Annotated in this window: 21 protein-coding genes; 6 read left to right on the top strand and 15 right to left on the bottom strand. The window is 69.4% G+C overall.

The genetic code is table 11. The features are described 5' to 3' along the window. Positions 1–77 precede the first annotated feature (77 nt). On the top strand, positions 78–1,067 hold the full coding sequence (locus tag AC1RQF_RS11225; RefSeq protein ID WP_273999479.1) for a GlxA family transcriptional regulator: 990 nt from the start codon (positions 78–80) through the stop codon (positions 1,065–1,067). A gap of 364 nt (positions 1,068–1,431) precedes the next feature. Here the strand turns inward: AC1RQF_RS11225 and flgL are convergent, their stop codons facing one another. After that, positions 1,432–2,658 (bottom strand): flagellar hook-associated protein FlgL, encoded by a 1,227-nt coding sequence (flgL, locus tag AC1RQF_RS11220; protein WP_273999480.1) that lies wholly within the window; start codon positions 2,656–2,658, stop codon positions 1,432–1,434. Positions 2,659–2,673: 15 nt separating this feature from the next. After that, positions 2,674–4,674 (bottom strand): flagellar hook-associated protein FlgK, encoded by a 2,001-nt coding sequence (gene flgK, locus AC1RQF_RS11215; RefSeq protein WP_273999481.1) that lies wholly within the window; start codon positions 4,672–4,674, stop codon positions 2,674–2,676. A gap of 402 nt (positions 4,675–5,076) precedes the next feature. Between flgK and AC1RQF_RS11210 the strand changes: the two genes are divergently transcribed. Continuing rightward, entirely contained in the window at positions 5,077–5,754 is a 678-nt protein-coding gene (locus tag AC1RQF_RS11210; protein WP_492872060.1) for a class I SAM-dependent methyltransferase, read from the top strand. Positions 5,755–5,794: 40 nt separating this feature from the next. Here AC1RQF_RS11210 and AC1RQF_RS11205 read toward each other — a convergent pair whose 3' ends face one another. From AC1RQF_RS11205 to flgB, 10 genes are all read right to left on the bottom strand, one after another. Continuing rightward, on the bottom strand, positions 5,795–6,550 hold the full coding sequence (locus AC1RQF_RS11205; protein ID WP_492872059.1) for a flagellar brake protein: 756 nt from the start codon (positions 6,548–6,550) through the stop codon (positions 5,795–5,797). Between the two features lie 218 nt (positions 6,551–6,768). Beyond that, positions 6,769–7,707 (bottom strand): flagellar assembly peptidoglycan hydrolase FlgJ, encoded by a 939-nt coding sequence (gene flgJ, locus AC1RQF_RS11200; RefSeq protein WP_273999485.1) that lies wholly within the window; start codon positions 7,705–7,707, stop codon positions 6,769–6,771. Positions 7,708–7,709: 2 nt separating this feature from the next. After that, positions 7,710–8,891 carry a flagellar basal body P-ring protein FlgI gene (locus AC1RQF_RS11195; RefSeq protein ID WP_443111543.1) on the bottom strand — a complete coding sequence of 394 codons (1,182 nt, stop codon included), beginning with the start codon at positions 8,889–8,891 and terminating at the stop codon, positions 7,710–7,712. A gap of 5 nt (positions 8,892–8,896) precedes the next feature. Further along, entirely contained in the window at positions 8,897–9,595 is a 699-nt protein-coding gene (flgH, locus tag AC1RQF_RS11190; protein WP_273999488.1) for a flagellar basal body L-ring protein FlgH, read from the bottom strand. A gap of 26 nt (positions 9,596–9,621) precedes the next feature. Next, entirely contained in the window at positions 9,622–10,410 is a 789-nt protein-coding gene (gene flgG / locus AC1RQF_RS11185; protein ID WP_273999489.1) for a flagellar basal-body rod protein FlgG, read from the bottom strand. Positions 10,411–10,438: 28 nt separating this feature from the next. Then, the gene (locus tag AC1RQF_RS11180) at positions 10,439–11,197 is read right to left on the bottom strand and encodes a flagellar basal body rod protein FlgF (RefSeq protein WP_273999490.1); all 759 of its coding nucleotides are present in this window, start codon (positions 11,195–11,197) and stop codon (positions 10,439–10,441) included. A gap of 31 nt (positions 11,198–11,228) precedes the next feature. Further along, positions 11,229–12,476, bottom strand: coding sequence for a flagellar hook protein FlgE (gene flgE / locus AC1RQF_RS11175; protein WP_273999491.1), 1,248 nt, complete (start codon positions 12,474–12,476; stop codon positions 11,229–11,231). Between the two features lie 27 nt (positions 12,477–12,503). Then, positions 12,504–13,310 carry a flagellar hook assembly protein FlgD gene (locus AC1RQF_RS11170; RefSeq protein ID WP_492872058.1) on the bottom strand — a complete coding sequence of 269 codons (807 nt, stop codon included), beginning with the start codon at positions 13,308–13,310 and terminating at the stop codon, positions 12,504–12,506. A 31-nt stretch (positions 13,311–13,341) separates the two neighbouring features. Continuing rightward, a complete protein-coding gene (flgC, locus tag AC1RQF_RS11165) occupies positions 13,342–13,767 on the bottom strand; it encodes a flagellar basal body rod protein FlgC (protein WP_273999494.1) in 426 nt (141 codons plus the stop codon). Positions 13,768–13,827: 60 nt separating this feature from the next. Next, on the bottom strand, positions 13,828–14,316 hold the full coding sequence (flgB, locus tag AC1RQF_RS11160; RefSeq protein WP_273999495.1) for a flagellar basal body rod protein FlgB: 489 nt from the start codon (positions 14,314–14,316) through the stop codon (positions 13,828–13,830). 201 nt (positions 14,317–14,517) lie between these two features. Between flgB and flgA the strand changes: the two genes are divergently transcribed. From flgA to AC1RQF_RS11140, 4 genes are all read left to right on the top strand, one after another. Next, positions 14,518–15,801, top strand: a complete 1,284-nt coding sequence (gene flgA, locus AC1RQF_RS11155) for a flagellar basal body P-ring formation chaperone FlgA (RefSeq protein WP_492872057.1) — start codon at positions 14,518–14,520, stop codon at positions 15,799–15,801. Between the two features lie 101 nt (positions 15,802–15,902). Continuing rightward, the gene (gene flgM / locus AC1RQF_RS11150) at positions 15,903–16,241 is read left to right on the top strand and encodes a flagellar biosynthesis anti-sigma factor FlgM (RefSeq protein WP_273999497.1); all 339 of its coding nucleotides are present in this window, start codon (positions 15,903–15,905) and stop codon (positions 16,239–16,241) included. 75 nt (positions 16,242–16,316) lie between these two features. Further along, positions 16,317–16,757, top strand: a complete 441-nt coding sequence (locus AC1RQF_RS11145) for a flagella synthesis protein FlgN (RefSeq protein WP_273999498.1) — start codon at positions 16,317–16,319, stop codon at positions 16,755–16,757. A 135-nt stretch (positions 16,758–16,892) separates the two neighbouring features. Then, the gene (locus AC1RQF_RS11140) at positions 16,893–18,236 is read left to right on the top strand and encodes an SGNH/GDSL hydrolase family protein (protein ID WP_273999499.1); all 1,344 of its coding nucleotides are present in this window, start codon (positions 16,893–16,895) and stop codon (positions 18,234–18,236) included. A gap of 166 nt (positions 18,237–18,402) precedes the next feature. Here the strand turns inward: AC1RQF_RS11140 and AC1RQF_RS11135 are convergent, their stop codons facing one another. The 3 genes from AC1RQF_RS11135 to AC1RQF_RS11125 form a co-directional block, all read right to left on the bottom strand. Further along, positions 18,403–19,647 (bottom strand): multifunctional CCA addition/repair protein, encoded by a 1,245-nt coding sequence (locus AC1RQF_RS11135; protein WP_273999500.1) that lies wholly within the window; start codon positions 19,645–19,647, stop codon positions 18,403–18,405. Then, positions 19,644–20,291 carry a glutathione S-transferase family protein gene (locus tag AC1RQF_RS11130; protein WP_273999502.1) on the bottom strand — a complete coding sequence of 216 codons (648 nt, stop codon included), beginning with the start codon at positions 20,289–20,291 and terminating at the stop codon, positions 19,644–19,646. Before AC1RQF_RS11130 ends, AC1RQF_RS11135 begins: the two co-directional genes overlap by 4 nt. A gap of 68 nt (positions 20,292–20,359) precedes the next feature. Further along, positions 20,360–21,319: a complex I NDUFA9 subunit family protein gene (locus tag AC1RQF_RS11125; RefSeq protein ID WP_492872056.1), complete on the bottom strand. Its 960-nt coding sequence runs from the start codon at positions 21,317–21,319 to the stop codon at positions 20,360–20,362. Positions 21,320–21,330 lie beyond the last annotated feature (11 nt).

The raw sequence follows: 21,330 nt of genomic DNA, 5'->3' as shown, positions 1-21,330 counted from the left end.
GCGCGCCCGTTCCGGGCGCGCGCCGCCGTAAGATGAGCGCTCCGCCGCTTCGCGCCGCCCCGGCGGCGCCTCCAGCCATGACCCGATCCATCGGCCTCGTCGCGCCGCCCGACGCACAGGCGCTCGACCTCAGCGGGCCGCTCGACGTCTTCGCCGAAGCCAATCGCTTCCTGCTGCCCGACGCACGCTACGAGGCTGCGGTCATCGGCATCGAACCCGGTGCGGTGCGCTGCTCCAACGGCATGCTGGTGCAGCCGCAGCATCACTACCGCGACGCGAACCGCGCCTTCGACCTGCTGCTGGTCGCGGGCGGCCCGTCGGTGCCCGCGCTCGCGCCGCCGGCGCCGTTCGAGGCCTGGCTGCGCCACGCGGCCGGCCGGGCCGCGCGCTTTGGTTCGATCTGCAACGGCGCGTTCCTGCTGGCCCGCGCGGGGCTGCTGGCCGGACGCACCGTCACGACCCACTGGAACGACGCGGCCGCGCTGGCCGCGCTGTGCCCCGACGCGCGCGTCGAGGCGGACCGGCTCTATGTCTGCGACGGCGCGCTGTGCACCTCCGCGGGCGTCACGGCGGGCATCGACCTCGCCTTGTTCCTGGTCGCGCTCGACCACGGGCAGGACCTCGCGCTCAACGTCGCGAAGCGGCTCGTCGTGTTCATGCAGCGCGCCGGCGGGCAATCGCAATTCAGCCCCTATCTGATGCCGTTCGCCGCCCCGGAATCGCCGATCGCGCACGTGCAGCAGCACATCCTCGCGAACCTCGCGGGCACATTGGACCTGCACGCGCTCGCGCGCGTCGCCAACATGAGCGTGCGGAATTTTTCTCGGGTGTTCCTGCGGGAGGCCCGCGTGTCGCCGGCGGAATTCGTCGAACGGGCGCGAGTGGACGCGGCGCGCCGGCTGCTGGAGCGCGGGCGCAAGCCGCTCAAGACGATCGCGGCCGAGTGCGGCTTTCGCGACGGCCAGCACTTGCGCGAGGTGTTCCGTCGCCGCCTCGGCGTCGCGCCGCTGCAATACCGTTCGAGCTTCGGCGGGATCGGCGAGCCGCGGGCCCGCGACGATGCCTGAGCGACACGCCGCCACGCGACGATCGACGTGGGGTCACGTCCCGCCGGTGGCGGCATGGTCTATTTCATCCGGATTTTAGGACCAGTCCTATTCGCTTGCGCGGCCGATCCCGATACATTCAAGTGACTGCACGGATCCGCACAGAGACGTGCAGGTCTTGAGGTATCTCTGCGTTGGCCGTTCGAACTGCCCTCTGTTCGAACGGCTTTTTTTGGTTCATCGCGGCAACGGCCGGAACACCGGCGAACCCCGGCGGCGTATCGCGTGCCCCGCACGCGGCCCGTGCCGGGCGGGCCGCGGCTCCTGTCGACAGCGTGGGCACGCGCGCGCAGAGCGAACGACACCCGAAGCGCGCCGCGCGCGATCAGGGATTGATGTACTGGAACAGCGACAGGTTCTGCATCTGCACGAAGGTCTTCTGCGTCGCCGTCAGCGCGTTCTGCACCTGCAGGAACTGGCTGATCGCCGCCGGCATGTTGGTGCTCGTCAGGTCGGCCAGCGAATTCGAGGTCTGCAGCGAATTGTTCGTCGTCACCGTCTGCATCGCCTGCACTTCCTGCGCGCGCCCGCTCACCGAAGCCTGCACGGTCAGCACGTTCGTCATCGTGTTGGTGAGCTTCGTCGCGCCCGTCGTCATGATGTTCTGCAACGCGGTCGCCGCGACGGTGCTGCTGCCCACCGGCTGCTGCAGCGCGGCGATCATCGTGTCGAGCGCGCCGAAGATGTCGGTGCCCGACTGCGGCGCCGGCGTCACCGTGAACGTGTCGCCCGCCGCCGGCGTGCCCGAGATCGCCACCTTCTCGCCGTTGCCCAGCGCGATCGCCGCGCCGCTCGTGTACGGCTGCGGGGTCGGCGGCGTGACGGCCGACGGCGTCACCGTGTAGGTCGGCGCGGCCGCGGTCCCGCCGAACGTGATCGTGAACTGTTGCGTGTTGCTCGTCGCCGTCGGGTCGGTGATCGTCACCGCGCCGATCGCGCCCGTGCCCGTGTTCGACGCGCCCGCGGCCGGCACCGGCGAGCTGCCGAGCATCGGCACGGACTGGAACACGCTCGCGCCGTCGTCGCTCTGCGCGACCGTGCTGTTCGCCGTGATCTGCACGACCCGCTGGCCGCCGTCGCCGCTGTACGACACCCCGCCGCCCGCCTTGTTCGTGAACGGCGGCGTGTTCGCCTGGAAGCCCGAGAACACGTAGTTGCCCGAGCCGTCCGTCGAATTCGCGAGATTCAGCAGCTGGTCGCGCGCGCCCTGCATCTGCGCGGCCAGCGCCGAGCGGTCGCTGTCGGACAGCGTGCCCTTGCCCGCGCTCATCACCGTCTGGTAGATGTTGTTCAGCACCGAGTTGACGCTGGTCAGCGTCTGGTACTCCATCTGCAGCGAGGTCAGCGCCGACGACTGGTTCGCGCTGTACTGCGTGAGCGTCGCCGAGGTCATCGACAGCTGCACCGCCTGCGCCGCGTTGAGCGGATTGTCGGCGGGCGTCGTCAGCGAGACGCCGCTCGCAATCTGCTGGTACAGCTGCGACAGCTGGGCCTGCTGGTTGTTCATCGTGCTGACGTTCTGGCTGTAGAACTGGGAAGTGGAGATGCGCATGGTCGTCTACCTTGATCAGTTGAACAGGCCCAGCACGGTCTGGAACAGCGTCGACGCCGTCTGGATCACCTTTGCGTTCGCCTGGTAAAGCTGTTGGTACTGCATCAGATTGGCGGCTTCCTCGTTCGTGTTCACGCTCGACACCGCCTGCATCGCGCTCGTGATCTGCCCGACCAGCCCCGTCTGCGCGGAACTCGACGCCTGCAGCTGGCTCGCGGCATTGCCGATCGTGTTCACGTAGCTCGAATACGCGCCCGTGAGCGTCAGGGTGCCGTTGTTCAGCGTCTTCGCGCTGACGAGCGCGGCCAGCGCCTGCGCGTTGCGCGGGTCGCTCGCGCCGTTGGTGTTCTTGCCGATGGTGAACGTATCGCCGTTCGCCGGCGCGCCCGCCATCGTCACCGTGACGGCGTTCAGGCCGCCCGTGCCGGTGATCGTCATCGCGTTGCCCTGCAGCGCGCTGTACGGCACCGACTGCACCTGCCCCGGCCCCGTGCCGATGTTGAACGACTGCGGCGGCGCGGTGTTGACCGTCACCACCGAACCGTTCGGGAAGCCCGACACCGACGGCGGCGTCGTGGTCCCGTTGTAGCTGAGCGTCACCCCGCCCGCCGGAATCTGGTAGCCGGCGCTCACCGAGCCCTGCGTGATCGTGCCGGTGCCGGTGTTGGTCGACACTTTCTGCGCGAGCACCGGCGACGCCGCCGCGATCGCGGAGTAGTTGGTCGTCGCGACGCCGAAGCCGTTGAGCGCGCCGCGCGTCGGCTGCACCGTGAACGAATCGCCCGCGTTCATCGTGCCGTTCACGTTGAGCTGCAGGTTGCCGATCGTGATCGGCATCGTGGAGCCCACCGGCTGCGCGCCGATGACGTTGCCGGTCGCGCGGTCGGTCAGCGTGTAGTTGCCGTTGTTGATCGCCAGCGTGTAGTCGCTCGTGGTCGGCTGCGAACCGTTCATGATCGATACGCTCAGCGTCGCGCTGCTCGTGTTCGCCTGGTTCGCATACACCACCGGCGCGCCGACCTTGAACAGGGCGCCGCCCGCATTGCCCGACAGGTCGAGACCCAGGCTGTTCTGCGCGTTGACTTGCGAGGCGAAGCTGGTCGCGATCGCGCCGAGCTGCGCTTCGGCCGGATCGAGCGTCTGGTTGCGGAACGACAGGAGGCCGCCGAGCGTGCCGCCCGTCAGCGACGATTCCGGCAGGTAGGTGGTCTGCCCCGGCGGGTTCGCACCCGCGACGCCTTGCGACGCGATCGTCAGCTCGGTCGGATCGGACGGCGACGTGACGGCCGCGAGCTGGTAGCTCTGCCCCGCGACGACGAGCGGCTGTCCGTTCGACATGAACACGCTGTAGCCGTCGCTGTTCTGCACCATCTGCACGCCGGTCAGCTGCGACAGGTTCGACAGCGCGAGGTCGCGCTTGTCCATCAACTGGTTCGGCGGCTGGCCCTGCGCGCTCGCCGCCGAGATCTGCTGATTCAGCTGCGCGATCTGCGAGGTGTAGCTGTTGATCTGCGTGACGGTGTTGCTGAGCTGGGTGTTGACGCTCTGGCGCAGCGCGTCGTACTGCTGGCCGGCGGCCGTGATCTGGTTGGCCAGCACCTGCGCGTTGCTGAGCGCGGTCTGGCGCGTGGCCGGATCGGACGGGTTGTTCGCGACGCTCTGCATCCCCGTGAAGTAGCTCGTGATCGCGGTGGAGATCCCGGTCGTCGGGTTGCCGATGTAGTTGTTCAGCTGCGAGACGAGGTTGTAGTACGTCGTCAGGGCCCCGCCCTGGGTCTGCGCGCTGTTCAGCTGGTTCGCCAGGTACTGGTTGTACTGGCGCTGCACCGTCGTGGTCGTCACGCCGGCGGGCAGGTAGCCGCTGCTCGTGTACTGGCCGCTCGTCTCGGCGTAGACCGGGCGTTCGACCGAATAGCCGGGCGTCGCCGAGTTGGCGATGTTCTGGCCCGTCGTCGTAATACCCCACATCGCGGCATTCAGTCCGCTGGTGGCGATATACATGAGATTGTTGGACATGCGCGATCCTGCTGGTGAGCCGGCCGCGCCGCGGCCGCCGGGTTGCGTGACTCCCGATATAACGGCGGCGGACGGAAAAAGTTGAGCGAAAAAACGCACGAAAACGCCAGCCGGCGAGGCCGTGCGCGAACGCCGCCCGCGCGACGCGCCGGCCCTTGCCCGGCGGGCGCTTCCGGCCGGACGCCCTCGACGCCGCCCAGGCCCGGCGCGGGGCCGCGGGCGTCTCGTCCGGAATCCCGCCGGGAAGGCTGGATGGGGCTTGTTTCCGAGCCCGGCGGATGCTTCCATATCGGCGGCGCCCCCGGCCCGCCGCCGCGCCGCGTCGATGCGTCCCGCCCCCCGCGCGGCAGCCGTTCCGTCACCGGCCCACCCGCGCCGGGCCTCATTCGCAAGGAGTCAACCGTGCCCGGCTCGTTCAACAATTTCGACGGCATCGTCCGCCATCTGATCACGGCCATCGCGCCGGACAGCCTGCTCGACATCGGCTGCGGCGCCGGCAAGTACGGGCGGATGGCCCGCGACGCGGCGCCGTCGTGCCGTCGCGTGGGCATCGAGGCCGCCCCGTCGTACGTGACGGCATTCGATCTGGGCGCGCTGTACGACGAGATCCGCGTCGGCGAGGCCTGGCCGGCCCTGCTCGCGAAGCCGGACGATTGCCATGATCTGTGCATCATCGGCGACTGCATCGAGCACATGCCCAAGTCGGTCGGTCTCGATCTGCTGAACTTCCTGACCTACCGCACCCGTTACCTGATCGTGCTCGCGCCCGAGTTCTACGTGCAGGGCAGCGTGAACGGCATCGCGTCGGAAGCGCATGTTTCCGTCTGGAGCGAACGCGATTTCACCTGGCACGACCGCTGGGCGTGGGATCACTGCTTCATGATTTCGTGCTTCGTGCTGCGCGGCTACCAGCCGTCGCCGCTCGACTTCGACACCCTGATCGACGGCCTGAACACGGCCCGGATCCCGATCGTCGCCCCCGACGACGGGCGCGACTTGCGGCCCGCCCGGTTCAACAAGCAGGTGACGCCGCGCGTGGACTGCATCGGCGGCGCGCGGCACGCCTTCCGTCCGCAGTAAGGACCGCGGCCGCCCCGGGCGGGGCGGCGCGCGCGCAGGATCAGGCGCGCGCGAGCTGGCGGCGCTTCATTTCAAGCTGCGTGATCAGGCGCTGGAGCGTGTTTTCCGCGCTGCCCGGCAGCGACATGAAGCGGAAGCCCAGTTGGTAGCGGCGCGTGCCGTTCGGCGCGTCGGTCGCGCGGTGCGACACGAGCTGAAGGTCGAGCGACAGCTTGCCGTGGCCGTTCAGGTTCAACTCGACGTCGGGCAGCGTCACGCCGACCTCGAGGGCGGCCACCCGCTCGTCCGCGGTGCGCAGGCCGAGACCGCCGAGCGACAGGTTGTGCACCTCGAACAGGAAGCTCTCGCCGTCGGGCAGGCTGCCCCGGCACACGTAGGGATCGAGCACGGGCGCGTCGACCCGGAAATACTCGCGGCGCTGCACGCAGTACAGCACCTCGGGGAACGCGGCCTCGAAGGCCGGCAGGTTCTCGTAGCGGGTTTCGCGCGGCGCCGCGGTCGCGAATTCGACCCGCACGCCTTCGGGCGAGGCGAGGAACATGCAGCGCGGCGCGGCGAGGATCCCCGCGTTCTGTTCGGCCAGCGCGCCCCAATCGAACACGAAGGTTCGGGCGCCGACATCGACATCGAGGAGTCGGGTAACGAGCTGACCGCCCTGGTACTGGACGGTCAGGAAATCCCCGCGATTGACGAGGTTGCGCAATTGCACGCCGATTTCCAGCGGATTGCGGCGGCCGTAGTCATGACCGGAATGCGCAGCATCCTGATCATGATCCGTCGACTGTTCGGTATTCATGGCTTGCCGATGTTCGTCTTCTTGTTTGCGCCCAGCGTGCCCCGGGGCGCCGATTGACCGGGACAAAACAGGCCCGGCCGCTGGTCTCTCACATTTAGCGGCAACAGCAAGCCAAAGTTTAGATCGAAAACGGCTTTTATTTTTTAAGCAAACGTTAAAACCGCGCGGAGCCCAAGCCCGGCGCGGCCCAAATGCCACGAACGACCGTTCGATTTCGTTCAGCCGAGCTGCTGCATGATCGAAATCAGCTTCTTCGCGTAGTGCGGATCGGTCGCGTAGCCGGCGCGCTGCATGCCGTGCGCGAAGCCTTCCGCGGTGCCGCCCGCGTTCAACACGCCCGCGTAGCGCGGGTTGTTCTTGAGCAGCGACGCGTAGTCGGTCATCGCGTGCTCGTAGGAGTCGTAGGCGCGGAACTGCGCGACCACCTTGCGCGGCGCGCCGTTCACGTACTCGGTCGTGACCGCCGACACCGTGCGGCCGGTCCAGCCCTTGGTCGCCTTGATGCCGAACACGTTGTGGCTCGTCGAGCCGTCCGAGCCGCGGATCTCGCGCTTGCCCCAGCCCGATTCGAGCGCCGCCTGGCCCACGATGAAGCGCGCCGGAATCCCGGTCGCCGCGCTCGCGGCCTGGGCGGGCGCGGCCATCTTGTCGACGAACGCATCGGCGTCCGGCGAGCTGCCGTTGCCCTTCACCGCCGGCGTGAGCGCGCTGTTCGACGAGAAGCCGCGCTTGCCGGCGAGCCCGCCGTTGTTCGCGGCGGCGTCCGAGTACGCCTTCGCCATCGCGTTCATCGCGACGAGGCCGCCCTCGCCGCCCTGGCCTTCCGCGTCGCCGCCCGACGGATCGATGTTGCGCATCAGCTGCTTCATCAGCGCGTCGGCGATGCCGATGCCTTTCGACGACATCTGCTGCGACAGCTGCTGGTCGAGCATCGACGTGTACATCTTCGAGGTGCTCGAATCGAACAGCCCGCCCGACGGCGTGGCGTCGCGCATGCTCTTCAGCATCATCTGCGTGAACATCGCGTCGAACTGGCCCGCGACCATCTTCGCGCTCTGGCGCGGCGAGGCAGTCGCCTGCGCGCGCAGGCCGTCGAAACCCTGTACATCGAGCGCGAAACGCTGCGACAGATCCGCGCCCTTCGGAAGATTCGCCATGATCAGATAATCTCCAGATCGGCCCTGAGCGCCCCGGCGGCCTTCATGGCCTGCAGGATCGACATCAGGTCGGCCGGCGTCGCGCCCAGCGAGTTCAACGCCTTCACGACATCGGCCAGGTTGGCGCCCGCCGTCACCATCTTCAGCGCGCCGTTGTCCTGCTTCAGCTGGATCTGCGACTGTTGCGCGACGACCGTCTGGCCGTTCGAGAACGGCCCCGGCTGCGACACCACCGGCTGGGTGTTGACCACCACCGACAGGTTGCCGTGCGCGACCGCGCAGCTTTGCAGCGTCACCATCTGGTTCATCACGATCGAGCCCGTGCGCGCGTTCAGGATCACCTTCGCCGCGGCCCGCTCCGGCTTCACGTCGAGGTTCTGCAGGCGCGCCATGAAGGCGACCTGCTGCGTCGAATCGGCCGGTGCGGTGAGCTGGATCGTGCGGCCGTCGAGCGCCATCGCGGTGCCCGGGCCGAAATTCGAGTTGACCGCCGCGACGATGCGCTCGGCGGTGCCGTAGTCCATGTCGTTCAGCTGCAGCTGCAGCATGCCGTTCATCTGCGCGATCGCGTTCGGCACCGAGCGCTCGACGATCGCGCCGCCGACGATCCGGCCGGCCGCGAGCTGGTTGACCTGCACGCGGCTGCCGTTCGCGCTCGCGCCCGCGCCGCCGACCGCCATGTTGCCCTGCGACAGCGCATAGACCTGGCCGTCCGCGCCCTTGAGCGGCGTCAGCAGCAGCGTGCCGCCGCGCAGGCTCTTGGCGTTGCCGAGCGACGACACCGTCACGTCGATCGCCTCGCCCGGCCGCGCGAACGGCGGCAGCGTGGCGGTCACCATCACGGCCGCGACGTTCTTCAGCTGCATGTTGGTCAGCGCCGACGCCCCGCCGTTCGCCGACCCGTTGTTGATCGAGATGCCGAGGTTCGCGAGCATGTTCGCGAGCGTCTGCGTCGTGAACGGCGTCTGCATCGTCTGGTCGCCGGTGCCGTCGAGGCCGACCACGAGGCCGTAGCCGATCAGCGGGTTGTCGCGCACGCCCTGGATCTGCGCGAGATCCTTCAGGCGTTCCGCGTGCGCGACGGCCGGCAGCCCGAGCGCCGCGCACGCGAGCGCCGCGGCCGCGACGCTCGCGCGCCAGGCGGCGGGCGAGCGCGGGAAACGGAGACGAGACAGGATCGACATGAGCATCACCACGGCGCGACGTTGAGGAAGAAGCGCTGCAGCCAACCCATGTTCTCGGCTTCGTTGATGTAGCCCTTCGCCGAGTATTCGATCTTCGCGTCCGCGACCTGCGTGGAGTACACCGAGTTCGCGCCCGAGATCGTGTTCGGATTGACGACGCCCGAGAAGCGCACGAATTCGTTGCCCTGGTTGATCAGCATCTGCTTCTCGCCGCTCACGACCAGGTTGCCGTTCGGCAGCACGTTGGTGACCGTCACCGTGATCGTGCCGTTGAAGGTGTTCGCCGCGCTCGCGCCGCCCGTCGCGGTGAACTTGTTCGCGCCGTCGGCCGTCAGGTTCGCGCGGTTGATGATGCCGCCGAGGAAGCCCGCCGTCGGCACCTCGAAGTTGGTGTTGCCCTGGCGGTTGGTGTTCGCGCCGGACGACTTGGTCGCATTGATGTTTTCCGCGATCACGATCGTCAGGATGTCGCCGATGTTGCGCGGCCGCTGATCCTCGAACAACGGCCGTCCCGCGTAGCCCGGGTTGTAGATCGAGCCCGGCGCCTGCATCGACGGCGGCGGCGGCGGCGCGGCCGTCATCGGCTGCTGGATGATCGGCTCGTGCGGCACGAGCCCGCAGCCGGACAGCGCCGCGGCGAACGCGACGGCCGCCGCCGCGCGCAGGCGGGCGGACGGGAACGGGAGAAAGCGGACCGGCTTCATTGCGACGTGACCTGCATGCGATTGGGTTAGCTCTTCATCTGATTGACGGTCTGCAGCATCTGGTCGGACGTCGTGACCGCCTTGCTGTTGATCTCGTACGCGCGCTGGGTCTGGATCATGTTGACGAGCTCCTGCACGACGTTCACGTTCGACGCCTCGACGTAGTTCTGGTTGATCGAGCCCGCGCCGTTCAGGCCCGGCTGCGACACGTTCGGCGCGCCCGACGTGCTGGTTTCCGCGAACAGGTTCTCGCCCAGGCCCTGCAGGCCGGCCGGATTGATGAAGGTGGCGACCTGCATCGCGCCGATCTGCACCGCGTTGCTCGAGCCCGGCTGCGTGATCGTCACCACGCCGTCCTTGCCGATCGTGAGCGAGGTCGCGTTCGCCGGGATCGTGATGGCCGGGATCACCTGGTAGCCGCTCGAGGTCACGAGCTGGCCCTGCGCGTTGGTCTGGAACGAGCCGTCGCGCGTGTACGAGGTCGTGCCGTCCGGCATCAGCACCTGGAAGAAGCCCGCGCCGTTGATCGCGACGTCCTTCGAGTTGCCGGTCGGCTGCAGCACGCCCTGCGTATACAGGCGCTCGGTCGCGACCTGCTGCACGCCGGTGCCGAGCTGCAGGCCCGACGGCAGTTCGGTCTGCTGGGTCGAGTTCGCGCCGGGCTGGCGGATGGTCTGGTACAGCAGATCCTCGAACACGGCGCGCGACGACTTGAAGCCGTTCGTGCTCACGTTCGCGAGGTTGTTCGAGGTCACATCCATCTGCGCCTGCTGCGCATTCATGCCGGTGGCGGCGATGTAGAGGGAACGGTTCACGGTGAATCTTCTCCTGGAAGCGGGGCGCTCAGCTGAAGTTGAGCAGCTGGTTCGCCGACTGCTCGTTCTGGTCGGCGGTTTCGATGAGCTTGGTCTGCAGCTGGAACGCGCGCACGTTGTCGAGCATCGACACCATCGCGCTCACCGGGTTGACGTTGCTGCCCTCGAGCGAGTTCGGCGTGACCACGACGGCCGGATCGACCTCGGCCGGATTGCCGTCGACGGTGCGGAACACGCCGTCGTCGCCGCGCGTCATCGTGCCCGCGTCCGGATTGACCAGCTTCATCTGGTCGACCATCGCGATCGCGGTCGGCGGATCGCCCGGCATCAGCGCCGACACGGTGCCGTCCTTGCCGATCGTGACCTGCGCGTTCGGCGGCACCGAGATCGGGCCGCCGTTGCCGACCACCGGCAGATTGCTCGCGGTCATCAGCTGACCGTTCTCGTCGATGTGCAGGTTGCCCGCGCGGGTGTAGCCCTCGCTGCCGTCCGGCAGTTGCACGGACATCCAGCCCGGGCCCTGCACCGCGACGTCGAGCGGGTTGCCGGTGCGGGTGATCGGCCCCGGGGTGTAGTCCGCGCCCGGCGTCGACGACAGCACGTAGGTGCGGGTGGTCTGCGGGTCGACCGCGCCGCCCGTGCCGAAATTCATCGGCACCGCGCGGAACGTCGCGAGCTGCGCGCGAAAGCCGGTCGTCGACACGTTCGCGAGATTGTTCGCGACGATGGCCTGCTGTTCGAGCGACTGCGTCGCGCCCGTCATCGCCGTATAGATCAGTCGGTCCATGGCTCGATGTGGTCCGTATGCGTGGCTACGTTCAGAGGTTGATCAGCGTCTGGTCGACCGTCTGCTGGGTCTTGATCGTCTGCGCGTTGGCCTGGTAGTTGCGCTGCGCGGTGATCAGGTTCACCAGCTCGCTCGTCAGGTCGACATTCGAGTTCTCGAGCGAGCTGCCCTGCAGCGTGCCGTGGTTGGTGCTGCCCGGCGCCGAGATCTGCGGCACGCCCGATGCCGCCGTCTCGATGTACTGGTTGCCGCCGATGCTCACGAGCCCGTTCGGGTTGTTGAAGTTCGCGAGCACGATCTGGCCGAGCGTCGCGGTCTGGCCGTTCGAGTAGTTGCCGGTCAGCTTGCCGTCCGCGCCGATCGTGAAGGTCGTCAGCGTGCCGCTCGCGAAACCGTCCTGCGCGAGGTTGTTGACGCCGTCCTGGCCGCCGTACTGGGTCGTGCCCGTCAGGTTCAGCGTCAGGTTCTGCGGGTTCGCGCCGCCCGTCGTGTTCGGGATCGTGAAGTTGAACTGGCCGACGTTCGCGGTCGGCGCGGGCGGCGTGCCCGTGGTCGTGCCGGTGATCTGGCCCGACGTGTTGAAGCTGATCGTGCCGAGGTTGGTCGGCGTCTGGCCCGACACGCCCGCGTAGGCCTGCCAGGTGCCGGCCGGCGCCGCGCTCTTCACGAAGTACATGTTGACCGTCTGCGTGCCGCCGAGCGTGTCGTACACCTGAACCGAGGTGTTGTAGTTGAACGTCGTGAGATCGGTCGGATTGAACGGCGTGTTGGTCGGCACCGCATCCTGCGAGTTCAGGTTGAACTGCGCGTTGATGTTGGCGGTCGCCTTGGGCGCGATGTTGGTGGTCGGCGCCTGCAGCGGCACGGTCGCGGCCGTGTTGATCACGCCGTTCGCACCGGCTGCGTAGCCCATCACGTTCATGTTCTGCGAATTGACGATGTTGCCGTTCTTGTCGCGCGAGAACGTGCCGTCGCGCGAATACGTGATCACGCCGTTGTTCGACATCTGGAAGAAGCCGTTGCCGTTGATCGCGACGTTCAGCGTCGAGTTGCTCGACGTGATGTTGCCCTGCGTGAACTGCTGCTGCACCGACGCCATCGTCGTGCCGATGCCGATCTGGTTGTTGACCGCCGACGCGATCGAATTCGCGTACATGTCGGCGAACTGCGCCTGGCTGGCCTTGAAGCCGACCGTGTTCGCGTTCGCGATGTTGTTGCCGATCACGTCGAGGTCGCTCGACGCGCCTGCCAAGCCGCTCAGACCTTGTTGATAGCCCATTTCGTGCTCCGTGCCGTGAATGCTGGATCAGTTGGATGAAGACGTGGACGGCGTGCTGGTCGACGCGGTCTTCGTGCTCGGGAAGATCGACGCCACCTGGGTCAGGCCGACGGTCGTGCCGTTGGACAGCACGAGCCCCGGGGTGCCGTCCGCCTGCTTGACCACGCTCAGCACCTGCGAGGCCGACAGCGTGGTCGGCGTGTACTGCTTGCCGCTCGCATCGGTGTAGCTCGCGCTGATCGTGTAGGTGCCGTCGGGCAGCGGATTGCCGGCGGCGTCGGTGGGCGTCCAGTTGAACGGCACGGTGCCGGCCGCCTGCTGCTTCGCGTTGATCGTGTTGACCACCGTGCCCGCCGAGTTCGTCACGGTGATGGTCAGGTTCGACACGGCGGTCGGGAGCTGCACGCCGAACGGCGAAGCGGCGCCGCCCTTGACCGGCACGGTGTTGCCCGGCGCGAGCACATTCGAGCCGATCAGCAGCGCGGCCTGGGTCTGCTGGCCTGCCGTCAGCTGCGTCGACAGCGACGTCAGCGACGAATTCAGCTGCGCGATGCCGCTCACGGTGTTGATCTGCGCGAGCTGCGAGGTCATCTGCGAGCTGTCGACCGGGCTGGTCGGATCCTGGTTCTGCAGCTGCGTGACGAGCAGCTTCAGGAAGGTGGTCTGCAGGTCGGCCGCCGAGGTGGTCGACAGGCTGCCGCTCGTGCTCACGCCCGTGCTGGTGCTCGTGCTGAGGCTCGACTTCGAGCCGCCGCCGTTCGAGCTCATCGTATCGAGCGGGATCGCGCCGATCGTCGTGCCGTTGCCGCCGATCGTGGTGGAAGAGGAAGTCATGTCCGATGCACCTTCACAAGAATTTTGCGGTTCAGGAACCGATCGTCAGCGTCTTCAGCATCAGCTGCTTCGCCGTGTTGAGCGTCTCGACGTTGGCCTGGTACGAGCGCGACGCCGAGATCATGTTGACCATCTCCTGCACCGGGTCGACGTTCGGCATCTCGACATAGCCGTCCTCGCCGGCGGCGGGATTCGACGGATCGTAGGTGCGCTTCATCGGCGACGGATCGTCGATCACCTGCGTCACCTTCACGCCGCCCACGCCCTGTCCCGAGCGGGTGCGCGCGCCGCCGACGGGATCGGCCGCGAACACCACCTGCTTCGCCTTGTAGGGCTTGCCGTCGGGGCCCGTCACGCTGTCCGCGTTGGCGAGGTTCGACGCGGTCACGTTCAGACGCTGGGACTGGGCCGACATCGCCGATCCGGCGACGTCGAAGATATTCATCAACGAAGGCATGCGTGCTCCTTAACGCGTGGCGTGCTGACTGAAAGGTTCCGGGCGGTGCGACGGCATCGCTCAGCTGCCCGACGAGATCGCCGCGAGCATCGACTTGATCTGCTGCGTCATCACGGTCAGGCCGGTCTGGTAGTGCAGCGCGTTGTCCGCGAACTGCACGCGCTCCATGTCGGGGTCGACGGTGTTGCCGTCGAGCGAGGGCTGGCGCGGGTTCCGATACTGCGCGCGCCCGTAGTCGTCGCTCGGGCCGCCCGTCGGGATCAGCTTCGCGTTGCCGGCCATGTGGCCCGCCGCGGTCGCCGCCATCGCCATCCCGGCCGTCACCCCGGCCGGCTGCGCGAGCTGCAGCTGCGCGGCGTTGCCGGCCGTGGCGCCGCCCGCATCCTTGCGCAGCGCGCGCGACAGCGTCGACGCGAAGTCGACGTCGCGGGCCTGGTACCCGGGGGTGTCGGCGTTCGCGATGTTCGACGACAGCAGCTCCTGGCGGTAGGCGCGCACGTCGAGCGCCTCGCGGCCGAAGGCAAAAGCAGCATCGAGTTGGTCCAGCATCGGGGCTCTCCGTCTCAAGCAGGGCAGTGCTCTTTCGCCGCGCGGCGGCCAAAGAGGCTTTTTTCCATGACACGGATAGTAGGCGGCCGAGGCAAGAGGCAATCGGGCGAATAACCGGGAAAGCCCCCCTCTGTTCGTCGTTTGCGCGCGCGCCCCGCTCCCTAGAATGCAATTCGTACCAACGGCTTACAGGAGGCGGCGATGACGATTGACGCAGGCGGCGCGGCGCGCACGCGCTGGCGGCATGCGCGCGCCGCCCTTGCCCTCGTGCTGGCCTGCGCGGGCCACGCCGCCCCCGCCCTCGCTCAGCAGGCTGCGGCGGGCCCGAACGACGGGATGATCGTGATCCCGGGCCGCGGCGAATCGGCCGAGGCCGCGCTCGCCAACGCCAATGCGCATGCGCCGTCGCGCCCGGCCGACGTGAGCGCCGCACTCGAGGCCGCCGCGCTGAACCGGCGCCAGATTACGCAGGCCCCGCAGACCGACCCGCAGCAGGACGACCCGGTGCAGCCCGGCTGGATCCGCGTCGCGCCGGCCGAGCCGACGCCGCGCGCCGCGCGGCCGATGCCCGGCGCGCCCATGGCAACCGCGTCTGCGCCGGCCGCGCCTTTCCAGGCCGCGCCTTTCCAGGCCGCGCCTATGCCGGCCACACCTATGCCGGCCGCGCCTATGCCGGCCGCGTCCGTCGCCCCCGCCCGGTCCGGCTTCGCCGGCGCGCAAGGCGCGAGCGGCGCACCGGCCCCAACCCCGGCCGCGCTGCGCACGCAGCCGGCCGCCCGGCCGCTGCCGCTCCAGGCCGCCGCGCGTCCCGCCCGCCCGATCGCGGCAGCCGCGCCGGCCGCCTCGGCCGCCGTCCCCGACGGGCAGCAGGACGGCGAATCGATCCGCCGCGCCGCGCTCGCGTTCCTGCAGCAGCAGTCGGCCGGCCTGCCCGGCAAGACCACCGTCACCGTGGCGCCGGCGTTTCCGCGCGGCCTGGCCGCCTGCACGACGCTCGAACCGTTCATGCCGACGGGCGCGCGCCTGTGGGGGCGCACGACGGTCGGCGTGCGCTGCGCGGGCGAACACCCCTGGACGATCTATCTGCAGGCGAAGCTGAGCGTGCAGGCCACCTATTACGTCGCCGCGCGGCAGATCGCGCCCGGCGAGGCGCTGAGCGCCGCCGACCTGGTGGCCCGCGACGGCGACCTGACGGCGCTGCCGCTCGCGATCATCACCGCCCCGTCGCAGGCGGTCGGCGCCACCGCGCTGTCGCGCATCGGCGCGGGCCTGCCGCTGCGTCAGGACATGCTGAGGAGCGCGGCGTCGGTATCGATCGGACAGACGGTGCGGGTGGTCGCGGCGGGCCAGGGTTTCACGATCTCGTCGGAGGGCAGCGTGCTCAACAACGCAGCGCCCGGCCAGCAGGTGCGGGTGCGGATGGCGGCCGGACAGATCGTCACCGCGATCGTCAAGGATGCCGGGACCGTGGAAATCCCGCTCTAGGATTGCAAAGTTTCGTTTAATCAGGCGTTTACCGAGGAACGGGTGCTAAAGTTTGAGCCGGCCCTGCCGTTATCTTGCTCAAACCGTTCAGGAAATCCATCGTGAAAGTCGATTCCACCTCCTCTTCGAGCGCCCGCCCGCTGTCGAACGCCACCGCCGGCGCGGCCCGCACCCCGTCCAGTCCGGCAGCCGCCGCGGGCGGCGCGCAAGGCGCCGCAGGCGCGGCGCCCGGCGACACGAACGTGAATTTGTCCGGCCTGTCCTCGAACCTGCGCGCGCTGGCGGCCTCCGGCAGCGCCGATATCGATACCGCGCAAGTCGAGTCGATCCGCGATGCGCTGCGCAGCGGCACGCTGTCGATCGACGCCGGCAAGATTGCCGACGGCGTCTTGCAGACGGCCCGCGAGCTGCTGCAGAACAAGCCGCAGACGGGCAACTGAACGGGCCCCGAGGCCCGCGACGGGAAGGAACAGGCGAGCGGACGGTCCGCCCGCCGGCGTTTTGAGCGAGACGCGATGAGAGAAGAACTGCTGGCCACGGTCAACGACGAGCATGCGACGGTCGAGGCATTCGCCTCGCTGCTCGCCTATGAGGAAAAAGCGCTGACGACCCCGTCGCCGCTCGAGGCGCTGCCCGGAATCATCGAGCGCAAGAACGCGCTGATCGAGCAGCTGGCAAGCCTCGAACGCCGGCGCGACAGCCAGCTCGGCGCGCTCGGCTTCCCGGGCGGCAAGGCGGGCATGGATCAGGCGTCCGGGCAGGACGCCCGGCTCGCGGGCAGCTGGCAATTGCTCCAGCAATCGGCCGAGCGCGCGCAACGCGCCAATGCGAACAACGGGATGCTGGTGCGCATCCGGATGGATTACAACGAACGCACGCTCGCGGTGCTGCGCGCGGTCCCCGAGCGGGCCGGCTTCTACGGCCCCGACGGCCGGGTCAGCGCCGCCACGCCCTGAATTTCCCCTGAAGCCCGAACCCGGGCTTCCCCCGATTCGATCAGACCGGGCCCGAGCCCGGCGTTTCCCGCGTCCTCCGATACAGCCATAGCCGTGCGGCCGCACGGCGCCAATAACAACGATTCGAGGGCAACCATGACCCATGACTGTCGCATCCACGCGATCCGCCGCCGGTTCGCACTGACGGCGCTCGCCGTCGCCCTGCCGCTCGCGGCGCACGCCGCCGCCGCGCCCCCCGCCGAACCGCCGATGCCGACGGGCGACATGACGCTGTCGCCGTCCGGCCCGCTCGCGGCGCCGCCCGCCCCGGCCTCCGACGCGCTGCGCGCGGCCGGCCAGGGCAAGGACACCTACACCTACCTGCGCTGCTGGTATCGGATCAGCGACAGCGCGCTCGCGCCGAAGGCCACCTACGAGTGGGCGCGCGACCCGGGCAGCGGCGACTGGTACCGGGTGCCCGGCTACTGGTGGGCCGACGGCATCACCCAATGGAAGAACATGTTCTTCAGTGCCGTCGCGCAGGAGACGCTCGCCGACGTATGCCGCCGCACGCTCGATGCGCGCGGGATCCGTCAGCCGCTGACCCAGGCGGTCGCGGCCAACAACGCGCTGTCGTTCAACCATACGATCTGGACGCTCGACGCCGCGCAGCAGCCGCCGCGCGCGAACAAGCTGATCGTGTTCGGCGACAGCCTGTCCGATACGCAGAACATGTTCAACGCGAGCCAGTGGACGCTGCCGAACGGCTCGACCTGGCACGCGGGCCGCTTCAGCAACGGGCCGGTGTGGGTCGAGTATCTGGCGCGCGCGCTCGGGCTGCCGATGTACAACTGGGCGATCGGCGGCGCGGCGACCGATCGCTACCTGGTCGTGCCGGGGCTGGTGCAGCAGGTGGATTCGTGGCGCGAGTACATGACGCGCGCGCCGGGCTACCGGGTCGAGAACACGCTGTTCGCGGTGTTCGCGGGCGGCAACGATTTCGTGAACTACGGACGCACGCCCGAGCAGGCCGCCGACGCAGTGCGCACGAGCCTCGAACGGCTGACGGCGGCGGGGGCGCGGCGCATCCTGCTGCTGACGCTGCCCGACGTCTCGCGCGCGCCGGTGTTCGCGACCCGCGACGACGCCACGCGCGTCGCCGCGCAGGTGCTGGACTACAACCGGCGGCTGGCCGAGACGGCCGCCGCGCTGCGGACACGCTATGGCGCGACGCTGAAGCTCGAGGTGTTCGATGCGTACGCGCTGTTCGACGATCTGCTGAGCAACCCGACGCGGTACGACTTCGACGATGCGCGGCACGCCTGCCTCGACATTCCGAAGCCGTCGTCGCTGACCTACATGGCCTCGCAGACACCGCGCGGCGACTGTCGCGATCCGGCGCGCTTCGTGTTCTGGGACACGCTGCACCCGGGCACGCGCACGCATGCGTGGCTCGCGGAGCGGATCGCGCCGGTCGTGCGCGACACGCTGATGGATTGAAGCGGCGCGGGACGAGGGTGGCGGCCGGGACGGTCGTCGCCGTCGTCCCGGGGCGGCGGCGGCCGGCGCGCCGCCCCGTCGGGCAGCACACCTCATGCGCCCGGCCCGCGCGCCTCGGACACCGACGCGCCACCGCTCGAACACGCCGGCCCCGGTCCGACGCGCGCTACGCCGCCTCCATCCCCAACGCCTGCGCCACCGCGCGCACCCGCGCGGCGTGCACGGCCTCCTTGATCCGCGCCGCCTCGCCCGCGTGCTCGCGCGCGACCGCGCCCGCATCCACCGCGCGCGCCGCGACGAGCGCGAGGCGCAGCCGCTCGGCCTGCGGATACGGCCGCGTCTCGAAGCCGAGCCGGCCGCGCGCATCGGATTCGCTCGCCTGCAGCGCCTCGGCGAAACGCGCGGGCTTGCGCAACGCGTCGGCGCGCTCGAGCAGCCGCACCAGCGCCGCCGCGCCCATCTCCATCACGCGATGCAGATTACCGTGCTCGCGCGCGACGAGCACCGCCAGATCGCGGCACTCGTTCGGCACCCGCAGACGCTCGCACAGCGGTTGCAGCAGGTCGACGCTGCGCCCTTCGTGGCCGAGATGGCGCGGCAGCACGTCGGCGGGCGTGGTCGCCTTGCCGAGATCGTGGGTCAGCGCCGCAAAGCGCACCGGCAGCGAATAGCCGTGCTTGGCCGCATGGTCGATCACCATCATCACGTGCACGCCCGTATCGACTTCCGGATGGTAGTCGGCGCGCTGGGGCACGCCGAACAGCGCATCGACCTCGGGCAGAATGCGCGCGAGCGCGCCGCATTCGCGCAGCACCGCGAACATCCGCGACGGCCGCGCCTCCATCAGGCCGCGCGCGACCTCCTGCCAGACCCGTTCCGGCACGAGCGCGTCGACCTCGCCCGCCGCGACCATCGCGCGCATCAGCGCGAGCGTGTCGGGCGCGACCGTGAACGCGGCGAAGCGCGCGGCGAAGCGGGCCACCCGCAGGATCCGCACCGGGTCCTCGACGAACGCGGGCCCCACGTGGCGGAACAGCCGCGCGCGCAGATCCGCCTGCCCGCCGTACGGATCGATGACCGGCCCGATCAGCTGACCGTCCGGGCTCAGCTCGCGCGCCATCGCGTTGATCGTCAGGTCGCGGCGCGCGAGATCCTCGTCGAGCGTCACGTCCGGCGCGAAGTGGAACTGGAAGCCGTGATAGCCGGCCGCCGTCTTGCGCTCGGTGCGCGCGAGCGCGTATTCCTCGTGGGTCGTCGGATGCAGGAACACCGGGAAATCCTTGCCCACCGGCTTGAAGCCCTGCGCCGCCATCTGCTCGGGCGTCGCGCCCACGACCACGTAGTCGCGGTCCTGCACCGGCACGCCGAGCAGTTCGTCGCGGATCGCGCCGCCGACTGCATAGAGGTTCATGCCGGGCCGCCGTACAGATCGATCTGGTGGGTCTCGCGCCGCGACGCGTCGATCCACGCCGCCACCGCCGGCAGCGCCGTGACGCGCGCCGCATATGCGGCCGCCTCGGGCGACAGCGGCGTCGCGTAGGTGTTGAAGCGCAGCACGACGGGCGCGTACATCGCGTCCGCGATCGAGAACGCGCCGAACAGGAACGGGCCGCCCGACGCCGCGATGCATTCGCGCCACAGCGCGTCGATGCGCGCGATGTCGGCCTGCGCGGCGCGCGTCGGCGTGCGTCCCGGCACCGTCTCGCGCACGTTGAGCGGCAGCTCGTCGCGCAGCGCGCCGAAGCCCGCGTGCATCTCGGCCGCGACGCTGCGCGCCCGCGCGCGCACGGCGGCGTCGCGCGGCCACAGCGCATGCTGCGGGAAGCGCTCGGCCAGGGTCTCCGCGATCGCGAGCGAATCCCAGATCGCGCCGAGCGCGTCGTCGACGAGGCACGGCACCTTGCCCGACGGCGAATAGGCGCGGATCCGCGCGGCGGTGTCGTCGCGCCGCAACTCGATCAGCACTTCCTCGAACGGGATGTCGAAGTGCGCGAGCAGGACCCAGGGCCGCATCGACCACGACGAATAGTTCTTGTCTCCGATGATGAGTTTCATGAGGCTTCCAGGTGCGTGAAAAATGGATAACGAAACCAATGGGTGCGACGCGGGGCGCCGCGCCCGGCTCAACGCCGCGCGCGCCACGCGTCGAAGCGGGAACGCGCCGCGCGCTCGTCCAGATAGGCGGGCGCGACGCTCTCGAGGCTCGCGGGGCGCAGCGCCAGCTCGGGCGCGAGCGGGCCGCTCAGCACGTTCGGCACGCGCATCGATGCGAGATTGTCGCGCGTGATCACGGGCTCGCCCGGCAGATGCTCGAATGCGAACGCCTGCCAGCGCGCGAGCGTGTCGGGCAGCCGCACGATGCGCGCCGAGCGGCCCGCGAGCAGGCCGCAGTAGCGCACCAGCTGTTCGAGCGTATAGACGGCGGGACCGCCCAGCTCATAGGTCCGGCCGCGCGCCGCCTCGAGTCCGAGCGCGGTGACGAGCGCCTGCGCGACATCGCCGACGTAGACCGGCTGGAACAAGGCGTCGGGCATCGCGAGCGGCAGGATCGGCAGGCTGCGCTGCAGGCGCGTGAAGGTGGTCAGGAACGCATCGCCGGGCCCGAACACGACGGACGGACGAAACACGGTCGCCGCGATCCCGCCCGCCGCCGCCTCGGCATGCAGCGCGACCTCGCCGTCGCCCTTCGAGCGCAGGTACATGCTCGGTCCGCGCGGATCGGCGCCGAGCGCGCTCACGTGCAGCAGGCGGGGCACGCCGACCTGCGCGCAGGCGGCCGCGAACGCGCCCGGCAGCGCGACGTGCAGGCGCGCGAAGCGCTCGCCGTAGGGCGCGCCGGACCCGCCATGCAACACGCCGACCAGATTGACGGCGGCGCGCGCGCCGGCGACGAAGCGCGCGAGCGCGCGCACCTCCAGGCCGTCCAGCTCGACGATCTCGATGGGCAGCATCGCCAGGTGGCGCGCGTGCTCGCGCCGCCGCACGCCGAGCCGCACATGCGCGCCCGCCGCGACCAGCGCGCTGACGAGCCGGCTGCCGACGAACCCGGTGCCGCCCAACACCGCGACGGGATGTGCGTGCATGGTCATGACCT

It is taken from the genome of Burkholderia sp. GW821-FHT14F03 (genome assembly GCF_058803765.1).
The sequence above is the reverse complement of the archived record's forward strand: the minus strand, read 5'-3'. Positions and strand labels throughout refer to the sequence as shown.